The sequence below is a fragment of the Desulfitobacterium sp. THU1 genome, from assembly GCF_038181555.1.
Lineage (GTDB): Bacteria > Bacillota > Desulfitobacteriia > Desulfitobacteriales > Desulfitobacteriaceae > Desulfitobacterium.
Window position 1 is genome coordinate 23143 of the sequence record NZ_JBBWUA010000001.1, and the last position, 18538, is coordinate 41680.

22 protein-coding genes are annotated in these 18538 nt (G+C 44.6%); all 22 read left to right on the top strand.

Annotated elements, in window-relative coordinates:
- Positions 1-9 precede the first annotated feature (9 nt).
- Entirely contained in the window at positions 10-453 is a 444-nt protein-coding gene (locus AAC978_RS00140; RefSeq protein ID WP_341546334.1) for a low molecular weight protein arginine phosphatase, read from the top strand.
- A 200-nt stretch (positions 454-653) separates the two neighbouring features.
- Positions 654-1103 (top strand): ribose 5-phosphate isomerase B, encoded by a 450-nt coding sequence (rpiB, locus tag AAC978_RS00145; protein ID WP_341545933.1) that lies wholly within the window; start codon positions 654-656, stop codon positions 1101-1103.
- Positions 1104-1120: 17 nt separating this feature from the next.
- Positions 1121-1669: a TIGR01440 family protein gene (locus AAC978_RS00150; protein ID WP_341545934.1), complete on the top strand. Its 549-nt coding sequence runs from the start codon at positions 1121-1123 to the stop codon at positions 1667-1669.
- Positions 1670-1714: 45 nt separating this feature from the next.
- The gene (glyA, locus tag AAC978_RS00155; protein WP_341546335.1) at positions 1715-2968 is read left to right on the top strand and encodes a serine hydroxymethyltransferase; all 1254 of its coding nucleotides are present in this window, start codon (positions 1715-1717) and stop codon (positions 2966-2968) included.
- A gap of 12 nt (positions 2969-2980) precedes the next feature.
- Positions 2981-3610 (top strand): uracil phosphoribosyltransferase, encoded by a 630-nt coding sequence (gene upp, locus AAC978_RS00160; protein WP_341545935.1) that lies wholly within the window; start codon positions 2981-2983, stop codon positions 3608-3610.
- Positions 3607-4077 carry a deoxycytidylate deaminase gene (locus AAC978_RS00165; protein ID WP_341545936.1) on the top strand — a complete coding sequence of 157 codons (471 nt, stop codon included), beginning with the start codon at positions 3607-3609 and terminating at the stop codon, positions 4075-4077. Before upp ends, AAC978_RS00165 begins: the two co-directional genes overlap by 4 nt.
- Positions 4078-4134: 57 nt before the next feature.
- Positions 4135-5238 carry a non-hydrolyzing UDP-N-acetylglucosamine 2-epimerase gene (gene wecB, locus AAC978_RS00170; RefSeq protein WP_341546336.1) on the top strand — a complete coding sequence of 368 codons (1104 nt, stop codon included), beginning with the start codon at positions 4135-4137 and terminating at the stop codon, positions 5236-5238.
- 182 nt (positions 5239-5420) lie between these two features.
- Complete coding sequence (locus AAC978_RS00175; RefSeq protein WP_341545937.1) at positions 5421-5651, top strand: AtpZ/AtpI family protein; 231 nt, start codon at positions 5421-5423, stop codon at positions 5649-5651.
- Positions 5626-5994 (top strand): hypothetical protein, encoded by a 369-nt coding sequence (locus tag AAC978_RS00180; RefSeq protein WP_341545938.1) that lies wholly within the window; start codon positions 5626-5628, stop codon positions 5992-5994. Before AAC978_RS00175 ends, AAC978_RS00180 begins: the two co-directional genes overlap by 26 nt.
- Before the next feature lie 11 nt (positions 5995-6005).
- Positions 6006-6743: a F0F1 ATP synthase subunit A gene (gene atpB, locus AAC978_RS00185; protein ID WP_341545939.1), complete on the top strand. Its 738-nt coding sequence runs from the start codon at positions 6006-6008 to the stop codon at positions 6741-6743.
- Positions 6744-6856: 113 nt separating this feature from the next.
- Entirely contained in the window at positions 6857-7087 is a 231-nt protein-coding gene (gene atpE, locus AAC978_RS00190; RefSeq protein WP_015263785.1) for a F0F1 ATP synthase subunit C, read from the top strand.
- A gap of 112 nt (positions 7088-7199) precedes the next feature.
- Complete coding sequence (gene atpF, locus AAC978_RS00195) at positions 7200-7694, top strand: F0F1 ATP synthase subunit B (protein ID WP_341545940.1); 495 nt, start codon at positions 7200-7202, stop codon at positions 7692-7694.
- Positions 7688-8224, top strand: a complete 537-nt coding sequence (locus AAC978_RS00200) for a F0F1 ATP synthase subunit delta (RefSeq protein WP_341545941.1) — start codon at positions 7688-7690, stop codon at positions 8222-8224. Before atpF ends, AAC978_RS00200 begins: the two co-directional genes overlap by 7 nt.
- A gap of 47 nt (positions 8225-8271) precedes the next feature.
- Positions 8272-9780, top strand: coding sequence for a F0F1 ATP synthase subunit alpha (atpA, locus tag AAC978_RS00205; RefSeq protein ID WP_341545942.1), 1509 nt, complete (start codon positions 8272-8274; stop codon positions 9778-9780).
- Positions 9781-9822: 42 nt separating this feature from the next.
- The gene (atpG, locus tag AAC978_RS00210; protein ID WP_341545943.1) at positions 9823-10668 is read left to right on the top strand and encodes an ATP synthase F1 subunit gamma; all 846 of its coding nucleotides are present in this window, start codon (positions 9823-9825) and stop codon (positions 10666-10668) included.
- 35 nt (positions 10669-10703) lie between these two features.
- Entirely contained in the window at positions 10704-12101 is a 1398-nt protein-coding gene (atpD, locus tag AAC978_RS00215; RefSeq protein ID WP_341545944.1) for a F0F1 ATP synthase subunit beta, read from the top strand.
- Positions 12102-12103: 2 nt separating this feature from the next.
- Entirely contained in the window at positions 12104-12505 is a 402-nt protein-coding gene (locus AAC978_RS00220) for a F0F1 ATP synthase subunit epsilon (RefSeq protein ID WP_341545945.1), read from the top strand.
- Between the two features lie 279 nt (positions 12506-12784).
- Positions 12785-13369, top strand: coding sequence for a hypothetical protein (locus AAC978_RS00225; protein WP_341545946.1), 585 nt, complete (start codon positions 12785-12787; stop codon positions 13367-13369).
- 131 nt (positions 13370-13500) lie between these two features.
- Positions 13501-14751, top strand: a complete 1251-nt coding sequence (gene murA, locus AAC978_RS00230; protein WP_341545947.1) for a UDP-N-acetylglucosamine 1-carboxyvinyltransferase — start codon at positions 13501-13503, stop codon at positions 14749-14751.
- A gap of 248 nt (positions 14752-14999) precedes the next feature.
- A complete protein-coding gene (locus AAC978_RS00235; RefSeq protein ID WP_341546338.1) occupies positions 15000-16541 on the top strand; it encodes an ATP-binding protein in 1542 nt (513 codons plus the stop codon).
- On the top strand, positions 16525-17220 hold the full coding sequence (locus tag AAC978_RS00240; RefSeq protein ID WP_341545948.1) for a response regulator transcription factor: 696 nt from the start codon (positions 16525-16527) through the stop codon (positions 17218-17220). Before AAC978_RS00235 ends, AAC978_RS00240 begins: the two co-directional genes overlap by 17 nt.
- Positions 17221-17230: 10 nt before the next feature.
- Positions 17231-18442 (top strand): reductive dehalogenase, encoded by a 1212-nt coding sequence (locus AAC978_RS00245; protein ID WP_341545949.1) that lies wholly within the window; start codon positions 17231-17233, stop codon positions 18440-18442.
- The last annotated feature ends 96 nt before the right edge of the window (positions 18443-18538 follow it).

Genomic DNA, 18538 nt, shown 5'->3' on the forward strand with positions numbered 1-18538 from the left:
GTAATCATGGTGCGAATTGTCTTTGTATGTACTGGAAATACATGCCGCAGCCCCATGGCCGAAGGCTTGGCAAGGCAGCTTTTGGGACCGGGAGTTGAAGTAGAATCAGCTGGTCTTGCCGCTTGGGGCGGAGATCAGGCGAATATCAAGGCCATTCAAGTGTTAAAGGAGAAGGGCATCGATATCACCTCTCATCAGGCTCGAGCTGTGAGTAGAGATATTCTTGCCTCAGCCGATTGGATTATTCCCATGACTCAAGCTCATGAGAGGCAGCTTAAGGATGCATTTCCGGAATGGAGCTCGAAAGTGAAACGACTGGGGGCTTGGCATAGCCGAGAGAAATATCAGGATGTCCGTGACCCCTGGGGCGGAAGCGTTGAGACTTATCGACAATGCGCTCAAGAAATAGAGACCTTACTTTATGAGGTCAAGGCAGGACTTGAGGCTCATTAAGGTAATAGGGTTGAATATTTATGGATAAACTAATGGGCGAGAATCATCAGTTTGGTTGATGATTATGAGCTTGGCGTAAAGCCAAGCATATTCTCTAACTATCCTTTTTGTAAATTATATGAAAACTCTTTTTTCATTGGGTGAGCAGGGATTGCCTCATTAATGTAGAAAAATGCAATAGAACATGGAGGTGTGTGACCTTGAAAATCGCCTTAGGAGCAGATCACGGCGGGTACGAACTCAAAAACGAAATCCGAGCCCATTTAGAGAATCAAGGTATTGAAGTCTATGATTGCGGCACGAACTCAAAGGATTCAGTCGACTATCCAAAGTATGGATTTCTTGTGGGTGATGCGATTAACAACGGCAAAGCTGATTTAGGTATCGTGGTCTGTGGGACAGGCTTAGGAATATCTATAGCGGCTAATAAGGTGCCGGGGATCCGTGCGGCTGTCTGCACGGAGACCTATTCGGCTCGGATGGCTAGAGAACATAACAATGCTAACGTCTTAGCACTCGGTGGCCGAGTGACCGGGGTGGGGCTGGCCATAGATATCGTTGATGTTTTTATCAAGACTCCTTTTGCCGGTGGGCGACATGCTCGTCGGGTGGATTTGATCACAGCCATTGAAAAGGGAGAACGTATTTAACACCGGAGGCAGTAATAATGAATTTTGGGGATATCATTAAAGATTGGAATCAAGTGCTGGAGGAATTTTTTGCTCAAGCAAATTTAAAACCCCGTCATATACTTGTGCTCGGTTGCAGTACCAGTGAAGTCATGGGTCATCACATTGGGAAGGCAAGCAGCGCTGAAGTAGCGGAGGCACTGCTTCCTCCTTTATTGGCAAGAGTTAAGCAAAAGGAAATTTATTTGGCCATCCAAGCTTGCGAACACCTCAATCGTGCATTGCTGGTTGAAGAGGCATGTATCGAACAGTATGGTCTGGATCCGGTCACAGTCGTACCATCATTACAGGCTGGAGGATCGATGGCCGTCAATGCTTGGCAGAGCTTTCAATCCCCGATGATGGTGGAAACCATCCGCGGACACGCTGGAATCGATGTGGGGGATACATTTATCGGCATGCATCTGCGTCCGGTAGTGGTACCTATCCGGCCCACGATTAAGGAAATTGGGCACGCACATCTCACTATGGCTAAGACAAGACCGCGGCTCATCGGCGGTCCCAGGGCTATGTATCCCATGGCCTAAAGGGACATGAATAAGGATAAAAAATTGGAAGTAGGAGTGGGAAATATGGATTATATTAAGGAATGGATTCTCCCTCAGGACCCAGAGGTAGCAAAGGCTATCGCCCAAGAAGAGGAGAGACAACGCAATAAAATTGAATTGATTGCCTCAGAGAACTTTGTCAGCCGTGCCGTTATGGCAGCTCAAGGCTCAGTATTAACCAATAAGTATGCTGAAGGATATCCGGGTAAGCGCTATTATGGCGGCTGTGAATATGTGGATATCGTTGAGGATTTAGCTCGGGAGCGCGTGAAGAAGCTTTTTGGTGCTGAGCATGCCAATGTACAGCCACATTCCGGCGCCCAAGCGAATACCGCTGTATACTTCGCTATATTAAAACCTGGGGACACCGTCCTTGGTATGAATTTATCCCATGGTGGTCATTTAACCCATGGTAGCCCGGTCAATCTTTCAGGAGTATATTACAATTTCGTGGCTTATGGTGTGAATCCCGAAACAGAGACTATTGATTATGATGTAGTGCGCAAGCTGGCACTTGAACACCAGCCGAAGCTTATTGTAGCTGGAGCCAGTGCCTATCCTCGCCAAATCGATTTTGCTCAATTACGAGAGATTGCTGATGCAGTAGGTGCCTACCTGATGGTGGATATGGCGCATATTGCCGGACTGGTGGCGGCAGGCCTTCATCAGAACCCCGTTCCTTATGCTCATTTTGTAACCACAACCACTCATAAAACCCTTCGGGGACCTCGGGGTGGACTCATACTCTGTAAAGAGGAATTTGCCAAGGCTATTGATAAGGCTATCTTCCCAGGAATCCAAGGCGGTCCCTTGATGCATGTCATTGCTGCTAAGGCTGTGGCATTCGGGGAAGCTTTAAAACCTGAATTTATGGAATACCAAAAGCGGATTGTGGAGAATGCCAAAATTCTTGCTGCCGCCCTGGCAGATAAAGGCTTCCGTTTAGTTTCCGGCGGTACGGATAACCACCTCATGTTAGTAGATGTAAGACCGAAAGGATTGACTGGAAAAGAAGCAGAGTCTATTTTGGATGAGGTCGGCATAACCGTAAATAAAAACACGATTCCTTATGATACAGCTAGCCCCACAGTGACCAGCGGTATACGTATTGGTACTCCTGCCGTCACGAGCCGGGGGATGGATGCAGAGGCTATGAAGAAAATTGCTGACGCTATCGATAGTGCATTGACTGAACGTAACGAAAAAGGAGCCGCCAAGGCCAGAGAAATTGTTGCTGGACTTTGCGCACAATTTCCACTCTACACAAATTTAGATTAGGAGTTGACAACGATGGCAATAGTTCATGTTCTGGACCATCCCTTAATCCAACATAAATTATCACTGATTCGTGATGAAAATACAGGTTCCAAAGACTTTCGTGAGCTTGTCGAAGAAGTGGCGATGCTCATGGCTTATGAAGTCACTAGGGATTTTCCCCTCCAAGAAGTCGAGGTGAAAACTCCCGTGGCTACTATGAAAGCCAAATCGATCGCCGGTAGAAAAGTCGGCTTAATTCCGATTTTGCGGGCTGGTTTAGGCATGGTCGATGGTATGCTAAAGCTTATCCCCACGGCTAAGGTAGGTCATGTGGGACTTTATCGTGATCCTGAGACCCTTAAGCCGGTGGAGTATTACTGTAAGCTCCCTACCGATGTCGAAGAGCGTGATCTGATTGTGATCGATCCCATGTTGGCAACGGGAGGGTCGGCTACGGCAGCCATCACCTTTTTGAAGGAGCGTGGGGCTAAGCATATTAAGCTGATGTGCTTGATTGCTGCCCCAGAAGGGATTCGTGAGGTTCAATCCTATCATGATGATGTGGATATTTTTGTGGCGGCCGTGGACGACCATTTGAATGATCATGGTTATATTATTCCGGGCCTCGGAGATGCCGGAGATCGGTTGTTTGGAACTAAATGAAAAAGATAGAACGACCCGGTTGGGACGAATATTTCATGCAGATGGCACAGGTCGTAGCAGGGCGATCTACTTGCTTGCGGCGCCAAGTGGGGGCTGTGATCGTGAAGGATAAGCAAATTCTGAGCACGGGCTATAACGGTAGCCCCTCAGGGTTGAGCCATTGTGCCGAGAAAGGTTGTCTCAGGCAGCAACTCGGCATACCCTCGGGTGAGAGAGCAGAGATTTGCCGGGCTGTTCATGCTGAGCAAAATGCCTTAGTTCAAGCTGCAAAACATGGGGTTGTCATTAATGGCGCAGATATTTACACAACAGTCCAGCCCTGTGTTCTTTGCACCAAACTTCTTATCAATGCAGGAATTAAGCGAGTGTTCTATCTTTACCCTTATCCGGATAGTTTAGCTTTAGAGTTGGCAACGGAAGCGGAATTGGAGCTTATTCAACTCAATCCTCAGGAATCGGAGGGCTAGGAATTAACCGAGCCCCAGGTGTTAAAGGAGCGTATACAGGTGGAAGGTAAAAAGGTGATGGTGGTCTTTGGGACACGACCCGAAGCTATTAAAATGGCTCCTGTCGTTCAGGCCTTAAGAAAATCAAGTCTCAGCTGTGAGGTCGCAGTGACTGCCCAACATCGAGAAATGCTGGATCAGGTTTTGGACTTATTTAAAATACAACCGGATTATGATCTCAATCTTATGCAAGCGGGACAGACCTTAACAGATATAACGACCCGAGCTCTTGATGGACTTAAAGAAGTCCTGGAGAAAGCTAAACCGGATCTCGTCTTGGTGCACGGAGATACCACCACTACTTTTGTGGCGGCTTTAGCTGCTTACTATGCACACATTCCCATTGGCCATGTGGAGGCAGGCTTACGTACAGGTCACAAATACTCCCCATTTCCGGAGGAAATGAATCGTAAATTAGCCGGAGCTTTGGCCGATTTGCATTTTGCTCCTACCACAACAGCTAAAAACAATTTATTGCATGAAGGGGTCGACGAGTCGATAGTCTTTGTGACGGGGAATACTGTGATTGATGCCTTGCTGAAAACTGTTAAGTCAGACTATACCTTTGCAGATCCGAGCCTCAGGAGCCTATTAAAATCTAATGAAGGCCTGCGTATGATACTCGTTACGACTCATCGCCGAGAAAACCTTGGGGAACCGATGCGACAGATTTATCGTGCCTTAGCAGCTGTTTTGGATCATTATCCAGATACATATGTCGTATTTCCGGTCCATAAGAATCCTTCGGTTCGTCAAGTCGTCGAGGAAGTCTTAGGGCATAACTCTCGGGTTCACTTGATTGAGCCCATGGATTATGAGCCCTTTGTGAATTTGATGGCCCAAGCGAATATCATTTTGACTGACTCCGGCGGGATTCAGGAAGAGGCACCCTCATTGGGAGTACCCGTTTTGGTGGTTCGTGACACTACGGAAAGACCTGAGGCAGTGGAGGCGGGTACCGTAGCCTTAGTTGGGACTTCTTATGAGAAAGTATTTGAGGAACTTGATCGCCTCTTATCGGACCGAGAAGGATATCAGCAGATGGCTCATGCCACAAATCCTTATGGAGATGGCCAAGCTTCAGAACGAATCGTTGCAGCACTGGTTAAATATCTTTCTTAGAAAATGCTTGTAAGATTGCGAAATTCATTATATTCTTCTTTATATAGCTGATGAATCTAGGTTTTTTCGCAAGTTAAATTATTTCTACTTTGTTGCTATAAAAGGTAAATGTTGTTATTATATTGAATAGATGAAATATTTAATGCTCTTTTTTGATGATTACATTGAGAAGGGAAACAAAGATGGGAGAATCGCGCAGGACTGTACTCAGGGCAATGGCTTTCGGGACGAGTATTGCGACGACCCTTGCCGGACTCGTCGGCGGGGGATTTTTCCTGGGACATTTTTTAGATCAACGTCTGGGAACTGAGCCTTGGCTTTCACTTTTGTTGATGATCTTGGGCTTGGTTTTAGGAGGGTGCTATTTGGTTGTTACACTGAGAAAGTTTGGCGTTATGGATGACAAAAAGTAATTTTATCCTCCTGCTGGTAGGTACCTCTTTAATTCTTATGGGAATTGCAGTGACTGGTAATGCGAACCTTTTTGGCGCGATCCTTGGCTATGGGTTTGGATTTCTATACACGGTATTGCTACATAGGGATACTCTGCGCAGCGTAGACGACGAGGTATTCGTCGCAGTGAATCGGATGCGTCGGAGTTTTTTTGCACGTTTAGGCATGGTTACTTTAGCGGTTGTTGCAGTGGGTCGGTTTCAACCTGACTGGCTGTTTCCTTTGGCTTTAGGGATTCCCTTAGGCCTTGTAGTCTCCCTCATTACAAGCTTGAAGCAAATAACGAAATATGGAAAGGGGTGAAATATTGAACAATGCATGAAACTGTATTATGGGAGATTGGGGGATTTACCCTTCATGGAAAGACCCTAGTCATGACTTGGATTGTAATGGCATTCATCTTAGTTTTTGTGCTCTCTGGAGTGCGCCACCTGACCAGCGGCAAGCCGGGGAAAATGCAAAATATTTTGGAATGGATCATTGATTTCGTTCGCAAACTCATATCTGACAATATGGACTATGAAAAGGGGAAACCCCTGCTTGGTTATCTGGTCACTTTAATTATGTTTGTCTTTTTCTCCAATATGTTTGGCTTGATTCCAAATTTTACGTTTGGTCTTCTACATAATGTAGAATTTGCTCAACTTGGTCACATCTTTGCTGGGGCAGCATTAATGTCACCGACGGCAGACATCAATACGACTTTGGCTTTGGCCATTATGACCATGATCTTGGTCATATACATGGGCATTAAGTACAAAGGAGCACATTATTTCCATCACTTTGTTGAGCCACATCCTGTGTTTTCAATTATTCATGTGGTTGATTTGCTGTCAAAGCCTATGACCTTGGCTTTCCGTCTTTTTGGTAACATCTATGCTGGGGAGGTTCTCATTTCCGTCATTTTGATGCTACCTGGGATTTGGGTCTTAGGTGGGATTTTACCCGATGCAATCTGGCTTGCTTTCAGCGTATTTATCGGAGCGATTCAATCCTTCGTCTTTACGGTTCTGACCACTGCTTATATTGCGCAAGCGGTCGCCGAGGAATAAGAAGGTTCACCTTTGCTAGACAAGGGAAAGTACATGCTTATTTTCAGTGCGGTAATACACACTGAGGAATAATATTTTAAAATTTTATGGGTAATAAGAAAGGAGGAAACTCTGTGGACGTATCTGCTGCTGCTGCACTTGGTGCAGGGATTGCTGCTGGCTTAGCAGCCCTCGGAGCTTCACTTGGTAATGGAAGTATTATCACGAAAACTGTAGAAGGTATTGCACGTCAGCCCGAAGCTAAAGGGGCTCTGCAATCTACAATGTTTATCGGTGTTGGTCTAGTCGAGGCCTTGCCTCTTCTGACTTGGGTACTTGCCTTACTTCTCATGTTCACAAAATAGTCTGGAATACATGGGCTAGATCTTAAGTCCCGGCCCATCAAGAACAAGGGGGAACAATGCGTTCCCCCTTGAAAAAATCATTCGATGGACAAGACTTGAGAGGGGGGTAAATATGAATCCCATACACATTGATTTTACATTAGTAGCCCAGGTCTTATCTTTTCTGCTCTTGGTCTATATTCTCAGAAGATTCGCTTGGAATCCCCTGATCAACATGATGGAGGAACGCCGCAATCAGATTGAGGCTAACATTGCCAATGCAGAAAAAGAACGACTGCAGGCTGAACAAATAAAGCGCGAATATCAAGAAGAAATGCGCAAGGCGCGTCAAGAAGCTCAGGAAGTTATTGCGAAGGCCACAAAAATGAGCGAAGTACGAGCTGCCGAGATTTTGGCTGATGCTCATGACGAAGCCGAAAAAATCAAACAATCGGCTTTAGTGGAAATTGAACGGGAACGTGACCGGGCGATCGCTCAAGTTCAGGCTCAAGTGGCTGATTTGTCTGTGGCCGTTGCCGAGAAGATTATCCGCAAAAACCTGGATGTCAGTGGCCAGGAAGCTATGATTGAGCAATTTATTCAAGAAGTAGGGGAATTGCCATGTTAAAGGGAGCGATAGCTCATCGGTATGCCCAAGCCTTATTTGAAATCGCCCTTCAAGGCAACTTGGACGCGATTGAGGCTGAACTTCAGGAGCTAACACAGTTGATCGAACAGAATGCTGAGGTAGCCCACGTCCTTTACCATCCGCATATTTCTCTTTCAGAAAAGAAAGACCTGATGAAGAAGATTTTCGCTGGCGAATTAAGCGTCACTGTAGGGAACTTCCTGAACTTGCTGATTGACCGGAGACGGCAGAATTACCTCCCGGACATTGCCCAGGAATTTGCCCGACTTGCCGATGGAGCACGTAATATTGTGGAGGCAAAAGTGACGAGTGCCGTTCCTCTCAATGACATCCAAGAACAGCGATTGCAGAAGGAACTGGTCCGCATCACTGGGAAAAATGTACGGATGGTTAAGGAAGTACGCCCAGAACTGATCGGCGGCGTCATGATTAAAATCGGGGACCGTGTAATGGATGGAAGCGTGGCCTTTAAGCTTCAGCGAATTCGCCAAAGCCTCAGCCACGCTTGATAGTAAGGGTCGAGAGAACCTCAAAAAATAGGGGTGAATAGACGAAGATGAATTTACGTCCAGAAGAAATTAGTTCAATCATTAAACAACAGATTGAGCGTTATGATAGTGCAGTTGAAGTCGTGGATGTAGGTACCGTTATCCAAGTAGGGGACGGAATTGCCCGGGTTCATGGTCTGGAAATGGCCATGTCTGGGGAGCTTCTGGAGTTTCCCGGTGGTATTTACGGGATGGCCATGAATCTAGAAGAAGATAACATTGGCTGCATTGTCCTAGGTAAATTTACGGCGATCAAAGAAGGAGACCAAGTCAAACGGACAGGTCGTATTGTGGAAGTTCCCGTAGGGGAAGCCTTAATCGGTCGGGTCGTCAATTCTTTAGGTCAGCCCATCGACGGAAAAGGTGAAATCAAAACCGATAAATTCCGTCCGATTGAAAACAATGCCCCGGGGGTTGTGTATCGGAAATCTGTGCATGAACCTCTCCAAACAGGACTCAAATCCATTGATGCTATCGTTCCCATCGGCCGTGGCCAACGGGAGCTGATTATTGGTGACCGTCAAACCGGAAAAACTGCGGTGGCAGTCGATACCATCATCAATCAAAAGGGTAAGGATGTTATTTGTATCTATGTGGCTGTAGGCCAAAAGGCTTCTACGGTTGCGGGAGTCGTAAAGACCCTTGAGGATCATGGGGCGATGGAATACAGTATTGTCGTCTCAGCTACTGCATCCGAACCTGCACCTATGCTTTACATTGCGCCCTACTCGGGTTGCGCCATGGGTGAAGAATTTATGTACAATGGTAAGCATGTCTTGATCATCTATGATGATCTCAGTAAACAAGCGGCAGCCTACCGTGAATTGTCCTTGCTATTAAAACGCCCCCCAGGCCGTGAAGCCTATCCCGGAGACGTCTTTTATCTCCATTCCCGACTTTTGGAACGATCTGCCAAGCTTTCAGAGGATTTAGGTAGCGGTTCCATGACCGCACTGCCGATCATTGAAACCCAAGCGGGCGACGTATCGGCGTATATTCCTACCAATGTTATTTCCATCACGGACGGCCAGATCTTCTTGGAAACGGATCTTTTCAATGCCGGCTTCCGTCCGGCAATTAACGTAGGAATTTCCGTATCCCGGGTAGGTGGCTCCGCTCAGATTAAGGCGATGAAGCAGGTCGCAGGACAACTGCGTTTGGATCTAGCTCAGTATCGTGAGTTGGCCGCCTTTGCTCAGTTTGGCTCTGACTTGGATAAAATCACCCAACAACGCCTCAATCGTGGTGAACGGATGATGGAAATCCTTAAGCAAAAGCAATATGAGCCAATGTTGGTTGAGGAACAGGTTGTAGTTCTCTATGCAGCCGTAAAAGGCTTCATTGATGAGATTCCTGTCGATAAGATTAAAGAATTTGAAGAAGCCTATCTGCGCTATTTGCGCACCACAAAAGCTGATCTCCTGACGAGAATCCGCACAGAAAAGGCGCTGAATGATGAGTTGAACGCAGAGATTGAAAAGGCGATCAACGAAGTTAAGCAAGATTTCATAGGGTAATCATTTTATCGAGCGGATTATTAAGGGGGTAGGTGAAACTAGGTGGCAAATGTACGTGATATACGACGCAGAATTCGAAGCGTACGGAACATGCAGCAGATTACAAAGGCCATGAAGATGGTGGCTGCATCTAAATTGCGTAAAGCTCAGGAAAAGGTCATCGCTGCCCGCCCTTATGCCCGTCAATTGCAAGAGGTTTTAGCACGACTTGCCCAGGATCATGCGGATGTAACCCATCCCCTCTTAGAAGAACGACCTGTGCAGCGTGTAGGCTATATCGTTATCACATCTGATCGAGGCCTCTGCGGTGGGTATAATGCGAACCTAATTCGGATGACGAATAGTATCATAGCTGAGGAGTCCCGCGAGGTAAGACTCGTCATCATCGGACGCAAAGGACGAGATTTCTATCGACGTAGCAAGATCGAGACCATTGCCGAGTTCGTAGGGCTTAGCGATAACCCATCCTATGGAAAGGCTAAGGAAATTGCTCGGGAAGTCACCAGCCTCTATATCAATGGTGAGTTGGATGAAGTCTATATTCTCTATAACGAGTTTTTAAGTGCGATTTCCCAACGTCCTACAAAAATTAAGCTTCTTCCCATTGAGAGCCCTAAGGAAGAGTCTCATAAGGAATACATTTTTGAACCCTCTCCAGAGGAGATTCTATCGACGCTTCTACCTAAATATGTAGAGACGCAAGTATTCCGAACCATCCTTGAAGGCAAAGCCAGTGAGATGGGAGCAAAAATGACCGCCATGGGCTCTGCAACGGATAACGCCAAGGATTTAATCGAGCGGCTGACCTTGCAGATGAATCGTGCTCGCCAAGCGGCGATTACCACGGAAATTTCCGAAATTGTCGGGGGCGCCAGCGCTCTCGAATAGGTAAGGTCAGAACATAAAAAGGAGGTTTCTCGCCTGTGAATATCGGCAAAATCGTGCAAATCATGGGAGCGGTAGTTGACGTTGAGTTTGCTTCCGAAGCACTGCCAGAGATTTATAGTGCCATTAAGGTCACAGTTCCCGAGAAAAAGATCGATCTCACCCTTGAGGTCGCTCAGCACTTGGGTAATAATACAGTGCGCTGCGTCGCCATGTCCTCAACGGATGGTCTGCAGCGGGGGATGCAAGCGTTAGATACGGGCGCTCCCATTACTGTACCTGTAGGCCCGGCGACGTTAGGTCGGATTTTCAACGTCCTCGGCGTTGCTATCGACAATGGACCTGAAGTTCATACCGAAACGACCTATCCCATCCACCGTCCGGCACCATCTTTTGTAGATCAAGACCCTTCCACAGTGATGTTGGAAACAGGGATTAAAGTTATTGACTTACTCGCTCCTTACTCTAAGGGGGGTAAAGTAGGACTCTTTGGTGGTGCAGGAGTAGGTAAAACCGTCTTGATCCAAGAGCTTATCAATAACATCGCCATGGAGCATGGTGGTCTTTCTGTTTTCGCCGGGGTAGGTGAGCGAACCCGCGAAGGAAACGATCTTTGGAACGAAATGAGAGAATCTGGGGTTATTGACAAAATGGCCATGGTATTTGGTCAGATGAATGAACCCCCTGGTGCCCGTTTGCGGGTAGGACTGAGTGGACTGACCATGGCGGAATACTTCCGCGATGTTCAACATCAAGACGTTCTTCTCTTTATCGATAACATCTTCCGCTTTACTCAAGCTGGCTCAGAGGTTTCCGCCCTTCTCGGTCGGATGCCATCCGCGGTAGGCTACCAGCCCACCCTAGCAACTGAGATGGGTGCCCTGCAAGAGCGGATTACCTCCACACGGAATGGATCAATCACCTCCGTTCAGGCTATTTACGTGCCTGCGGATGACTTGACTGACCCGGCTCCGGCTACAGCCTTTGCTCACTTAGATGCTACGACGGTTCTAAACCGGGCTATCTCCGAGAAAGGGATCTATCCTGCGGTTGACCCCTTGGATTCTAACTCCCGGATTCTTTCTCCCCAAATTCTCGGCGAAGAGCATTATCAAGTGGCACGGAGTGTCCAACAGATTCTGCAGAAGTATAAAGAACTTCAAGATATTATCGCTATCTTGGGTATGGACGAGCTCTCTGAAGATGAAAAACTCATCGTGGCTCGTGCTCGTCGGATTGAGCGCTTTCTTTCGCAACCCTTCCACGTGGCCGAAGTATTTACCGGTTCACCTGGAAAATATGTCCCGGTTAAAGAAACCGTCCGTGGCTTTAAGGAAATTGTGGAAGGAAAGCATGACGATCTGCCTGAAGCAGCCTTCCATATGGTGGGGACCATTGAGGAAGCTATTGAAAAAGCCAAAGCATTGGGGGCATAATTATGGCAGGGACGTTTACACTCCGTGTCGTTTCCCCGGAAGGCAATGTGCTTAAAGAAGAAGCAGAATTTGTGGTTTTACCCGGGGAAACCGGAGAGGTTGGAATTTTGCCTAATCACGCACCCTTGATTACCGCCTTAGGGATCGGGGTCATTCGCTATACTGTCAATGGCAAAGTAGAAAAAATAGCCACCTCCGGTGGATTCGTTGAAGTATCTGACAATAAAGTAACCGTCTTAGCGGATACAGCGGAGCCTGGTGATAAAATTGATCTTGAGCGGGCCATAGCAGCCAAGGAAAGAGCAGAAAAACGCCTTGCCCAGAAAACGGATGGTATCGACTCCAAACGTGCTGAGCTTGCCCTTTTACGAGCTGTAGCCCGGATTCATGCAGCCCAGAATTAAGTTGCTATAATCATCAATATGAAGAAGAGGTTGTCTCTAAGCCAGAGTATACCCAGTTTACTCATAGCTTCGAGACAGCCTCTATTTATATATTTATATAATTAATTTCCTTAGAAAAGACCGTTATCTTGGCTAGGCTTTGGCAAAACTAGATGGTAGAAGCTAAAGTATGAATTCATACTCCGCTAGCTAAAGAAAAGGTGTGAGGAAAAAATGGAGACCCACTTAAAGAGTAGGAGCAGAATCGTAGTATTAGGAGTTATCTTTTTATGCTATACTATGTTTCAGGTTTGGTTCTTTACTCAAGTAGTAGTCGAGAGAGAATTTCGCAGTCCCAGGGAGAGCCAGAGTAGCAATCCTTTGCTTTTAAACTCAGGTCTAGTGGAGGCTCAAAAAGCTGAAGTACGAGTTACCCTCTGGTTTGAACAAGGAAGGCCGGATAGCGAATTCAAGCAGAATCTCCCCCAAGCAGGTTGGGTGTGGACGGAGTCTGATTCAGCTGCTGTAGAAGGATTACCCTACTCCCTCGCTGGTTATAGGACCATTACTTTCGCTGAGGAGCCTGAGATTTTCGCTTGGTATCAGGATATCGAGCAAGAAGTCAGACTAGTAGGTGGAATCACTTATCTCGATGAAAGAATCCCAGAAGTAATAGATATTTCCCATTATGCCCTTGAGCAAAACATTCAACCTCGCCAATTTTCACTATCTGAGGGGACCATTTCCGTTACGGGTTGGCAAGAATCGCTTTCTTCCCCTGTCTTTGCAGGTGAAGACCGGGTGAATATTCAAATCATCAGTCAAGCCTATGAGGGGAAAGGAAGAACGGCTCTGGCTCTTCCGGTTTTATTGGAAGAATTTTAAAATTGCCTAAAAAGGGTGTTTAGCAGGAAATCAGGCGATTGGAAGAGAATATAAGCAAGTCGGATAGATTATTAGTGTATATATGTTGCCATGTAAAGGCAGTGATATGTAATTGGGGGTGCCTAGACACTTTGAACAAAATTATCGTGGCTGGCGGTAGGTCTTTGGAAGGAAAGATTACCGTGAGCGGAGCAAAAAACGCAGTATTGCCAATCATTGCTGCCAGCTTGCTGTCTCCGGAGCCTATACGCATCGACGACGCTCCACATCTCTTGGATGTGGATGTCATGTGTCAGGTTATCGGAACATTAGGAGCTAAAGTGCGGCGCGAGGGCTCGCAGCTTTACATAGAAACACCAGAGATCACAAATATCGAAGCGCCTCATGATTTGGTATCACGCATGAGAGCTTCTATTGTAACTATGGGGCCGGTCCTAGCAAGAACAGGCAGAGTACGGATTTCTCATCCTGGTGGGTGTGCGATTGGCTCCCGACCAATTAATTGGCATCTTAAGGGCCTAGAGGCTTTAGGGGCTGAGGTGCGAATGGATCATGGCTATCTGGATGTAAGCGCTCCCGTCTTAAAAGGAGCTCGGGTCTACTTAGATTTCCCCAGCGTGGGAGCAACAGAGAATATTATGATGGCTGCTGCCGGGGCCCAAGGGATGACCTATATTGAAAATGCAGCTCAAGAGCCAGAAATCATAGATTTAGCAAACTTTTTAAATCAGATGGGTGGTAAGGTTCGGGGTGCCGGTACCAATGTAATCCGCATCGAAGGCGTACGCGAATTCCACGGTGCAGTCCATACAGTCATACCTGATCGAATTGAAGCGGGCAGTTATCTTCTAATGGCCGCCGCCGCTGGTGGAGATATTTTTGTTCAAAATGTCATAGCCGACCACCTCAAACCCCTCTTAGCGAAAATGGAAGAAGCAGGGGTGTACTTCCGCGTCGTAGATGATGGAATTCGTGTAGTCGGTGAAGGTGTCTATAATGCTGTCGATGTAAAAACACAAGTTCATCCTGGTTTTCCCACAGATCTGCAAGCGCCTTTTTCGGCCTTTTTAGCCCGTGCCAATGGTACAGGAGTTGTTACAGAGACCGTCTTTGAGAACCGCTTTATGCACGTAGATGAGCTTAAACGTATGGGCTCAGATATTAAGATTGAAGGACGCAGTGCGATTATTCAAGGTATTCAGCGCCTCAATGCTGCTCCGGTAACTGCCACGGATTTGCGGGCTGGAGCCGCTCTGATCTTGGCTGCTTTAACAGCCGATGGGGAAACCGAGATTCAAGGAGTTCATCACATTGACCGTGGGTACGAGTTTATTGTAGAGAAGTTAAGTGGAATTGGTGCCCAAATCTGGCGTGAAGAATAAGCCATTTTAGCATATAAAATGAAAAGCTTAAGTTATGGAGCGTATCAAAAGATCTTTTGATACGCTCCATTTTATAATTAACTAGCTACTAGTTTCATAATTACTAGTGTTTGAAAAAGGTTTATTATTGAAAATGGCGAACAATTACAAAAAATTGATAACACCTAAAAGGAATAACATAACCCAATCTAACTCAATTGGAATTAGTAAATAAGCGTATATATATTGGAGTGATTATCTTGGAGAATATGTATCGGAGCATTGACCTTCTTAACGAAGTATCGAACCTTCTGGTTCGTTCACCGAGTTGTAGTTGTATACTCGGTGATATTTTAGAATTGATTGCTGACTTGTGGCAAGCAGACGAAATAACAGTAGCCATTAAGAACAGTCAAGGTAAGTTTATACCTATAGTAGACGTCGTGGGAAAAAACCCTCAGTGTATGTTAAGCTCACCAATAGAAAGTTTTTCCAGTACTATGGAGGGACAAACACAAAAAACTAGCTGTAAGAAGGATAAGACGGGGTTATTGCTATCTGAAGAAGGGGATTACTGGCTTATATCGATTCCTTTGTGGGCGTCAAATAAGATTATAGGATTGCTTGGAATATTAGCTAAAAAGAAAAATATTGAACCAGAATTAGATTTAAATATATTACGGGTTATAACCAATCATATTGGTTTTTCTTTAGAGAAGGAATTCTACAAAGAGAAAACTGATTCTATAGAGTTAAGATTCGACTCGATTTTTAATAGTATCACCGAAGGGATTATTTTAGTCCAAGATAAAGAAGTTTACTGTAATTCCAAGGCTAATGAATTATTAAAGATGAACGATTCCTACTCATACAAAAAGATTGAGGAACTATACTCTCATTTAATAAAATTAAGTAAGAATCCTTTTAATACTGCTATATATCTGGATACTTTCCTATCAACCAATAATTACTATCACTTCACAATAGAAACGAGGGAAAACCAGTTTTTAAAATTCTCAAGGTTTAATATTAAGAACGCCTCCGATGAAACGATTGGGTCAGGACTATTGCTAAGCGATGTGACAGAATATAAAGAAAAGGAAAGATTTAGGGATACTTTTATATCTATTTTGAGTCATGAGCTGAAAACGCCCTTGACCATTATCAACGGGAATGCTACTTCCTTACTTAGAGCAGATATTCGATGGGAAGAAGCTGACCGACAAGAGTTTTTAAAAGAAATTTCCGATGAGTGTCATAGGCTGAATGATATGATTGGAGAACTACTGACGATCTCCCTAATCAATACTAAAGAATATAAGGTTCATAAGCGAGCAATGACGATTGGCAGTTTTATTGATAAAGTAGATAAGGCGATTTCTAGAGTATATTCCAAGCAAGGAGGCATTTCCTTTATCGTCCAAAACAAGGATGATGTTATTGAAATTGATGAACAAAAAGTTCAGCAAGTGATCCAGAATTTAATTGATAATGCAGTAAAGTACGGTCCGGCCCAAGTCAAGGTGAATGGCTATGTAAAAAGAGAAGGGGACCGAGCGGTATTTAGCATAGAAGATAGTGGTCCAGGTATTTCTAAAGATGCCTTAGATAAGATTTTTCAACAGTACTATCGAGTTAAATCGGAAAGGACCTTAGTGAATAGTGGTAGTGGATTAGGGCTAAGCATATGTAAGGGCATCGTTGAGGCTCATGGAGGGAACATATGGGCTGAAAGTACATTAGGTAGGGGAAGTACTTTTTGTTTTACACTGCCCCTAAATAAAGCTAAAGCTGGTGATTATTTTGAATAAGAAAGTACTCATCGTCGAAGATGAACAGAAAATCTTGAGATTCATGCGAGCTAACCTTGAGGCCAGTAATTATACAGTATATACAGCGGGAGATGGGGAAGATGCCTTAAGAAAGTATGAGCAATTTTTGCCGGATATCATTCTTTTGGATATCATGCTGCCTAAAATGGAAGGCTATCAGGTACTTCGAGAAATACGTGAATTTTCGAATGTTCCAGTTATTCTCGTCTCAGCAAAGGAAAACGTTGTAGATAAGGTGAAAGGGTTGGAATTAGGAGCGGATGACTATATCGTTAAGCCCTTTGATATTACTGAAATGCTGGCCAGGGTGAAAGCTGTCTTGAAAAGGACTATGACAGATAAACCTGATAAGAATCCGGACATAGTTATCGGCTCATTATTAATTAGCTTAGTAACTCACACTGTTAAAGTGAATTCTAAAGAGATAAAGCTAACACCTACTGAATATAAGCTATTGGTTCTATTAGCAAAAGACAGTGGTTGTGTATTAACTCATACAGACTTATTAACTAAGATCTGGGGTGCTCAATATCAAGAAGAAACCCATTATCTAAGAGTTTGTATTGCGAGAATCAGACAGAAGATTAATATTCCTGAAGCACAACCTGGTTATATTCAGACAGTCCAGATGGTCGGATATATGATGGTAAAAGAGTAGGGGGAAATATATGAATATCCAGAAGCTTAATACCACAGCAGCAGAATTCTATGAAATTGATAAAAATTATGCAAGGTATAACCAAAAGAATAACATTTTCATGCGCTTATTTTGGGATGATGAAATAAAAGGGTTAGAGGAGAGAAGAAAGGAAAATTTTGAACAATACTCTAAAAGTAATAAGCCAGGATACTCGAAATTCGACAAAGCTTTTTTAGCTGGAACCAATAACTTTATGAAGGAGAAAATCGTTCAAAATCTTCATATCTGTGATCAGGAACTAAATGCTTGGAACGGTGACAAGGGCGCTAAAGAAGAAGGAATGGAAACTATTGCCTTGACAAAGGCAATAAAGAAAGCAGCTAAAATGTATGGCGCCTCTGCGGTAGGGATAGCTCAATTAGACCGTAGATGGGTGTATTCTAATTGGTATGACTTGCGAACGGGAGAAAGTTATCCTATACAGTTTTCAGATGAAGCCCCGGAATATATTGATATCCAAGACCCTACGCTTTTGGAGAATAATGTGAGGGTAATTCCAGCAAGTATGAAAACAGCGATTGTCATGTTATTCGAGATGGATTCTGAATGTTTGAAGTATTCTCCCACCTTGCTTCCCTATGCCAATGGTCGTTTCGTATACTCCGAAATGGGTTTGACTATCAATAGTCTAGCTGGATTAATCAGAGAATTAGGCTACAATGCTATACCGAGTGTAAACTGTACAGCTCTTAATATTCCCTTGGCTATTGATGCCGGCTTAGGACAAATGGGGAGAAATGGTAAACTTATTAATCCTTATCTAGGAACCCGTATGCGAATTGCTAAGATTATTACTGATTTGCCTCTGGATTATGATCAACCCATTGATTTTGGCGTGAATGAATTCTGTGAAGCTTGCAGAAAATGTGCAAGAAAATGTCCTATTGGCGCTATCGACTCCAATGCAAGAGTGCGTTCTGGAATAGATGAGTTGAGTAATTCAGGTTACTTACGATGGTCAATTGACCACAAGAAATGTTTTAACTATTGGAGTGAGTGTGGAACAAATTGTAATATTTGTATAACCGTTTGTTCTTACAATAGAGGATATAAATGGACGAAGAGTATCCTGAACTCAAGTAAAGAAAGTAATACTTTGATTGATAATCTACTGGAATCTCTAGATGATTGTGGACCGGATATTTTTGATCCTAAAGCAAATTTTTGGCTTAACGATTAGAATGTCCAGAATTTTTATATAATTTTTATATTCTTAAGTCATTTACAGGGAAAGTTTGATTTGGTTTTGAGATACACGTTTAGGTCATTGTGATAA

Bases quoted from the DNA above. Each gene is read 5' to 3' on its own strand.
- AAC978_RS00150 (WP_341545934.1), top strand. From the start codon at position 1,121: ATGAATTTTGGGGATATCATTAAAGATTGGAATCAAGTGCTGGAGGAA.
- glyA (WP_341546335.1), top strand. From the start codon at position 1,715: ATGGATTATATTAAGGAATGGATTCTCCCTCAGGACCCAGAGGTAGCA.
- upp (WP_341545935.1), top strand. From the start codon at position 2,981: ATGGCAATAGTTCATGTTCTGGACCATCCCTTAATCCAACATAAATTA.
- AAC978_RS00165 (WP_341545936.1), top strand. From the start codon at position 3,607: ATGAAAAAGATAGAACGACCCGGTTGGGACGAATATTTCATGCAGATG.
- wecB (WP_341546336.1), top strand. From the start codon at position 4,135: ATGGTGGTCTTTGGGACACGACCCGAAGCTATTAAAATGGCTCCTGTC.
- AAC978_RS00175 (WP_341545937.1), top strand. From the start codon at position 5,421: ATGGGAGAATCGCGCAGGACTGTACTCAGGGCAATGGCTTTCGGGACG.
- atpB (WP_341545939.1), top strand. From the start codon at position 6,006: ATGCATGAAACTGTATTATGGGAGATTGGGGGATTTACCCTTCATGGA.
- atpF (WP_341545940.1), top strand. From the start codon at position 7,200: ATGAATCCCATACACATTGATTTTACATTAGTAGCCCAGGTCTTATCT.
- AAC978_RS00200 (WP_341545941.1), top strand. From the start codon at position 7,688: ATGTTAAAGGGAGCGATAGCTCATCGGTATGCCCAAGCCTTATTTGAA.
- atpA (WP_341545942.1), top strand. From the start codon at position 8,272: ATGAATTTACGTCCAGAAGAAATTAGTTCAATCATTAAACAACAGATT.
- AAC978_RS00220 (WP_341545945.1), top strand. From the start codon at position 12,104: ATGGCAGGGACGTTTACACTCCGTGTCGTTTCCCCGGAAGGCAATGTG.
- AAC978_RS00225 (WP_341545946.1), top strand. From the start codon at position 12,785: ATGTTTCAGGTTTGGTTCTTTACTCAAGTAGTAGTCGAGAGAGAATTT.
- AAC978_RS00235 (WP_341546338.1), top strand. From the start codon at position 15,000: ATGTATCGGAGCATTGACCTTCTTAACGAAGTATCGAACCTTCTGGTT.
- AAC978_RS00245 (WP_341545949.1), top strand. From the start codon at position 17,231: ATGAATATCCAGAAGCTTAATACCACAGCAGCAGAATTCTATGAAATT.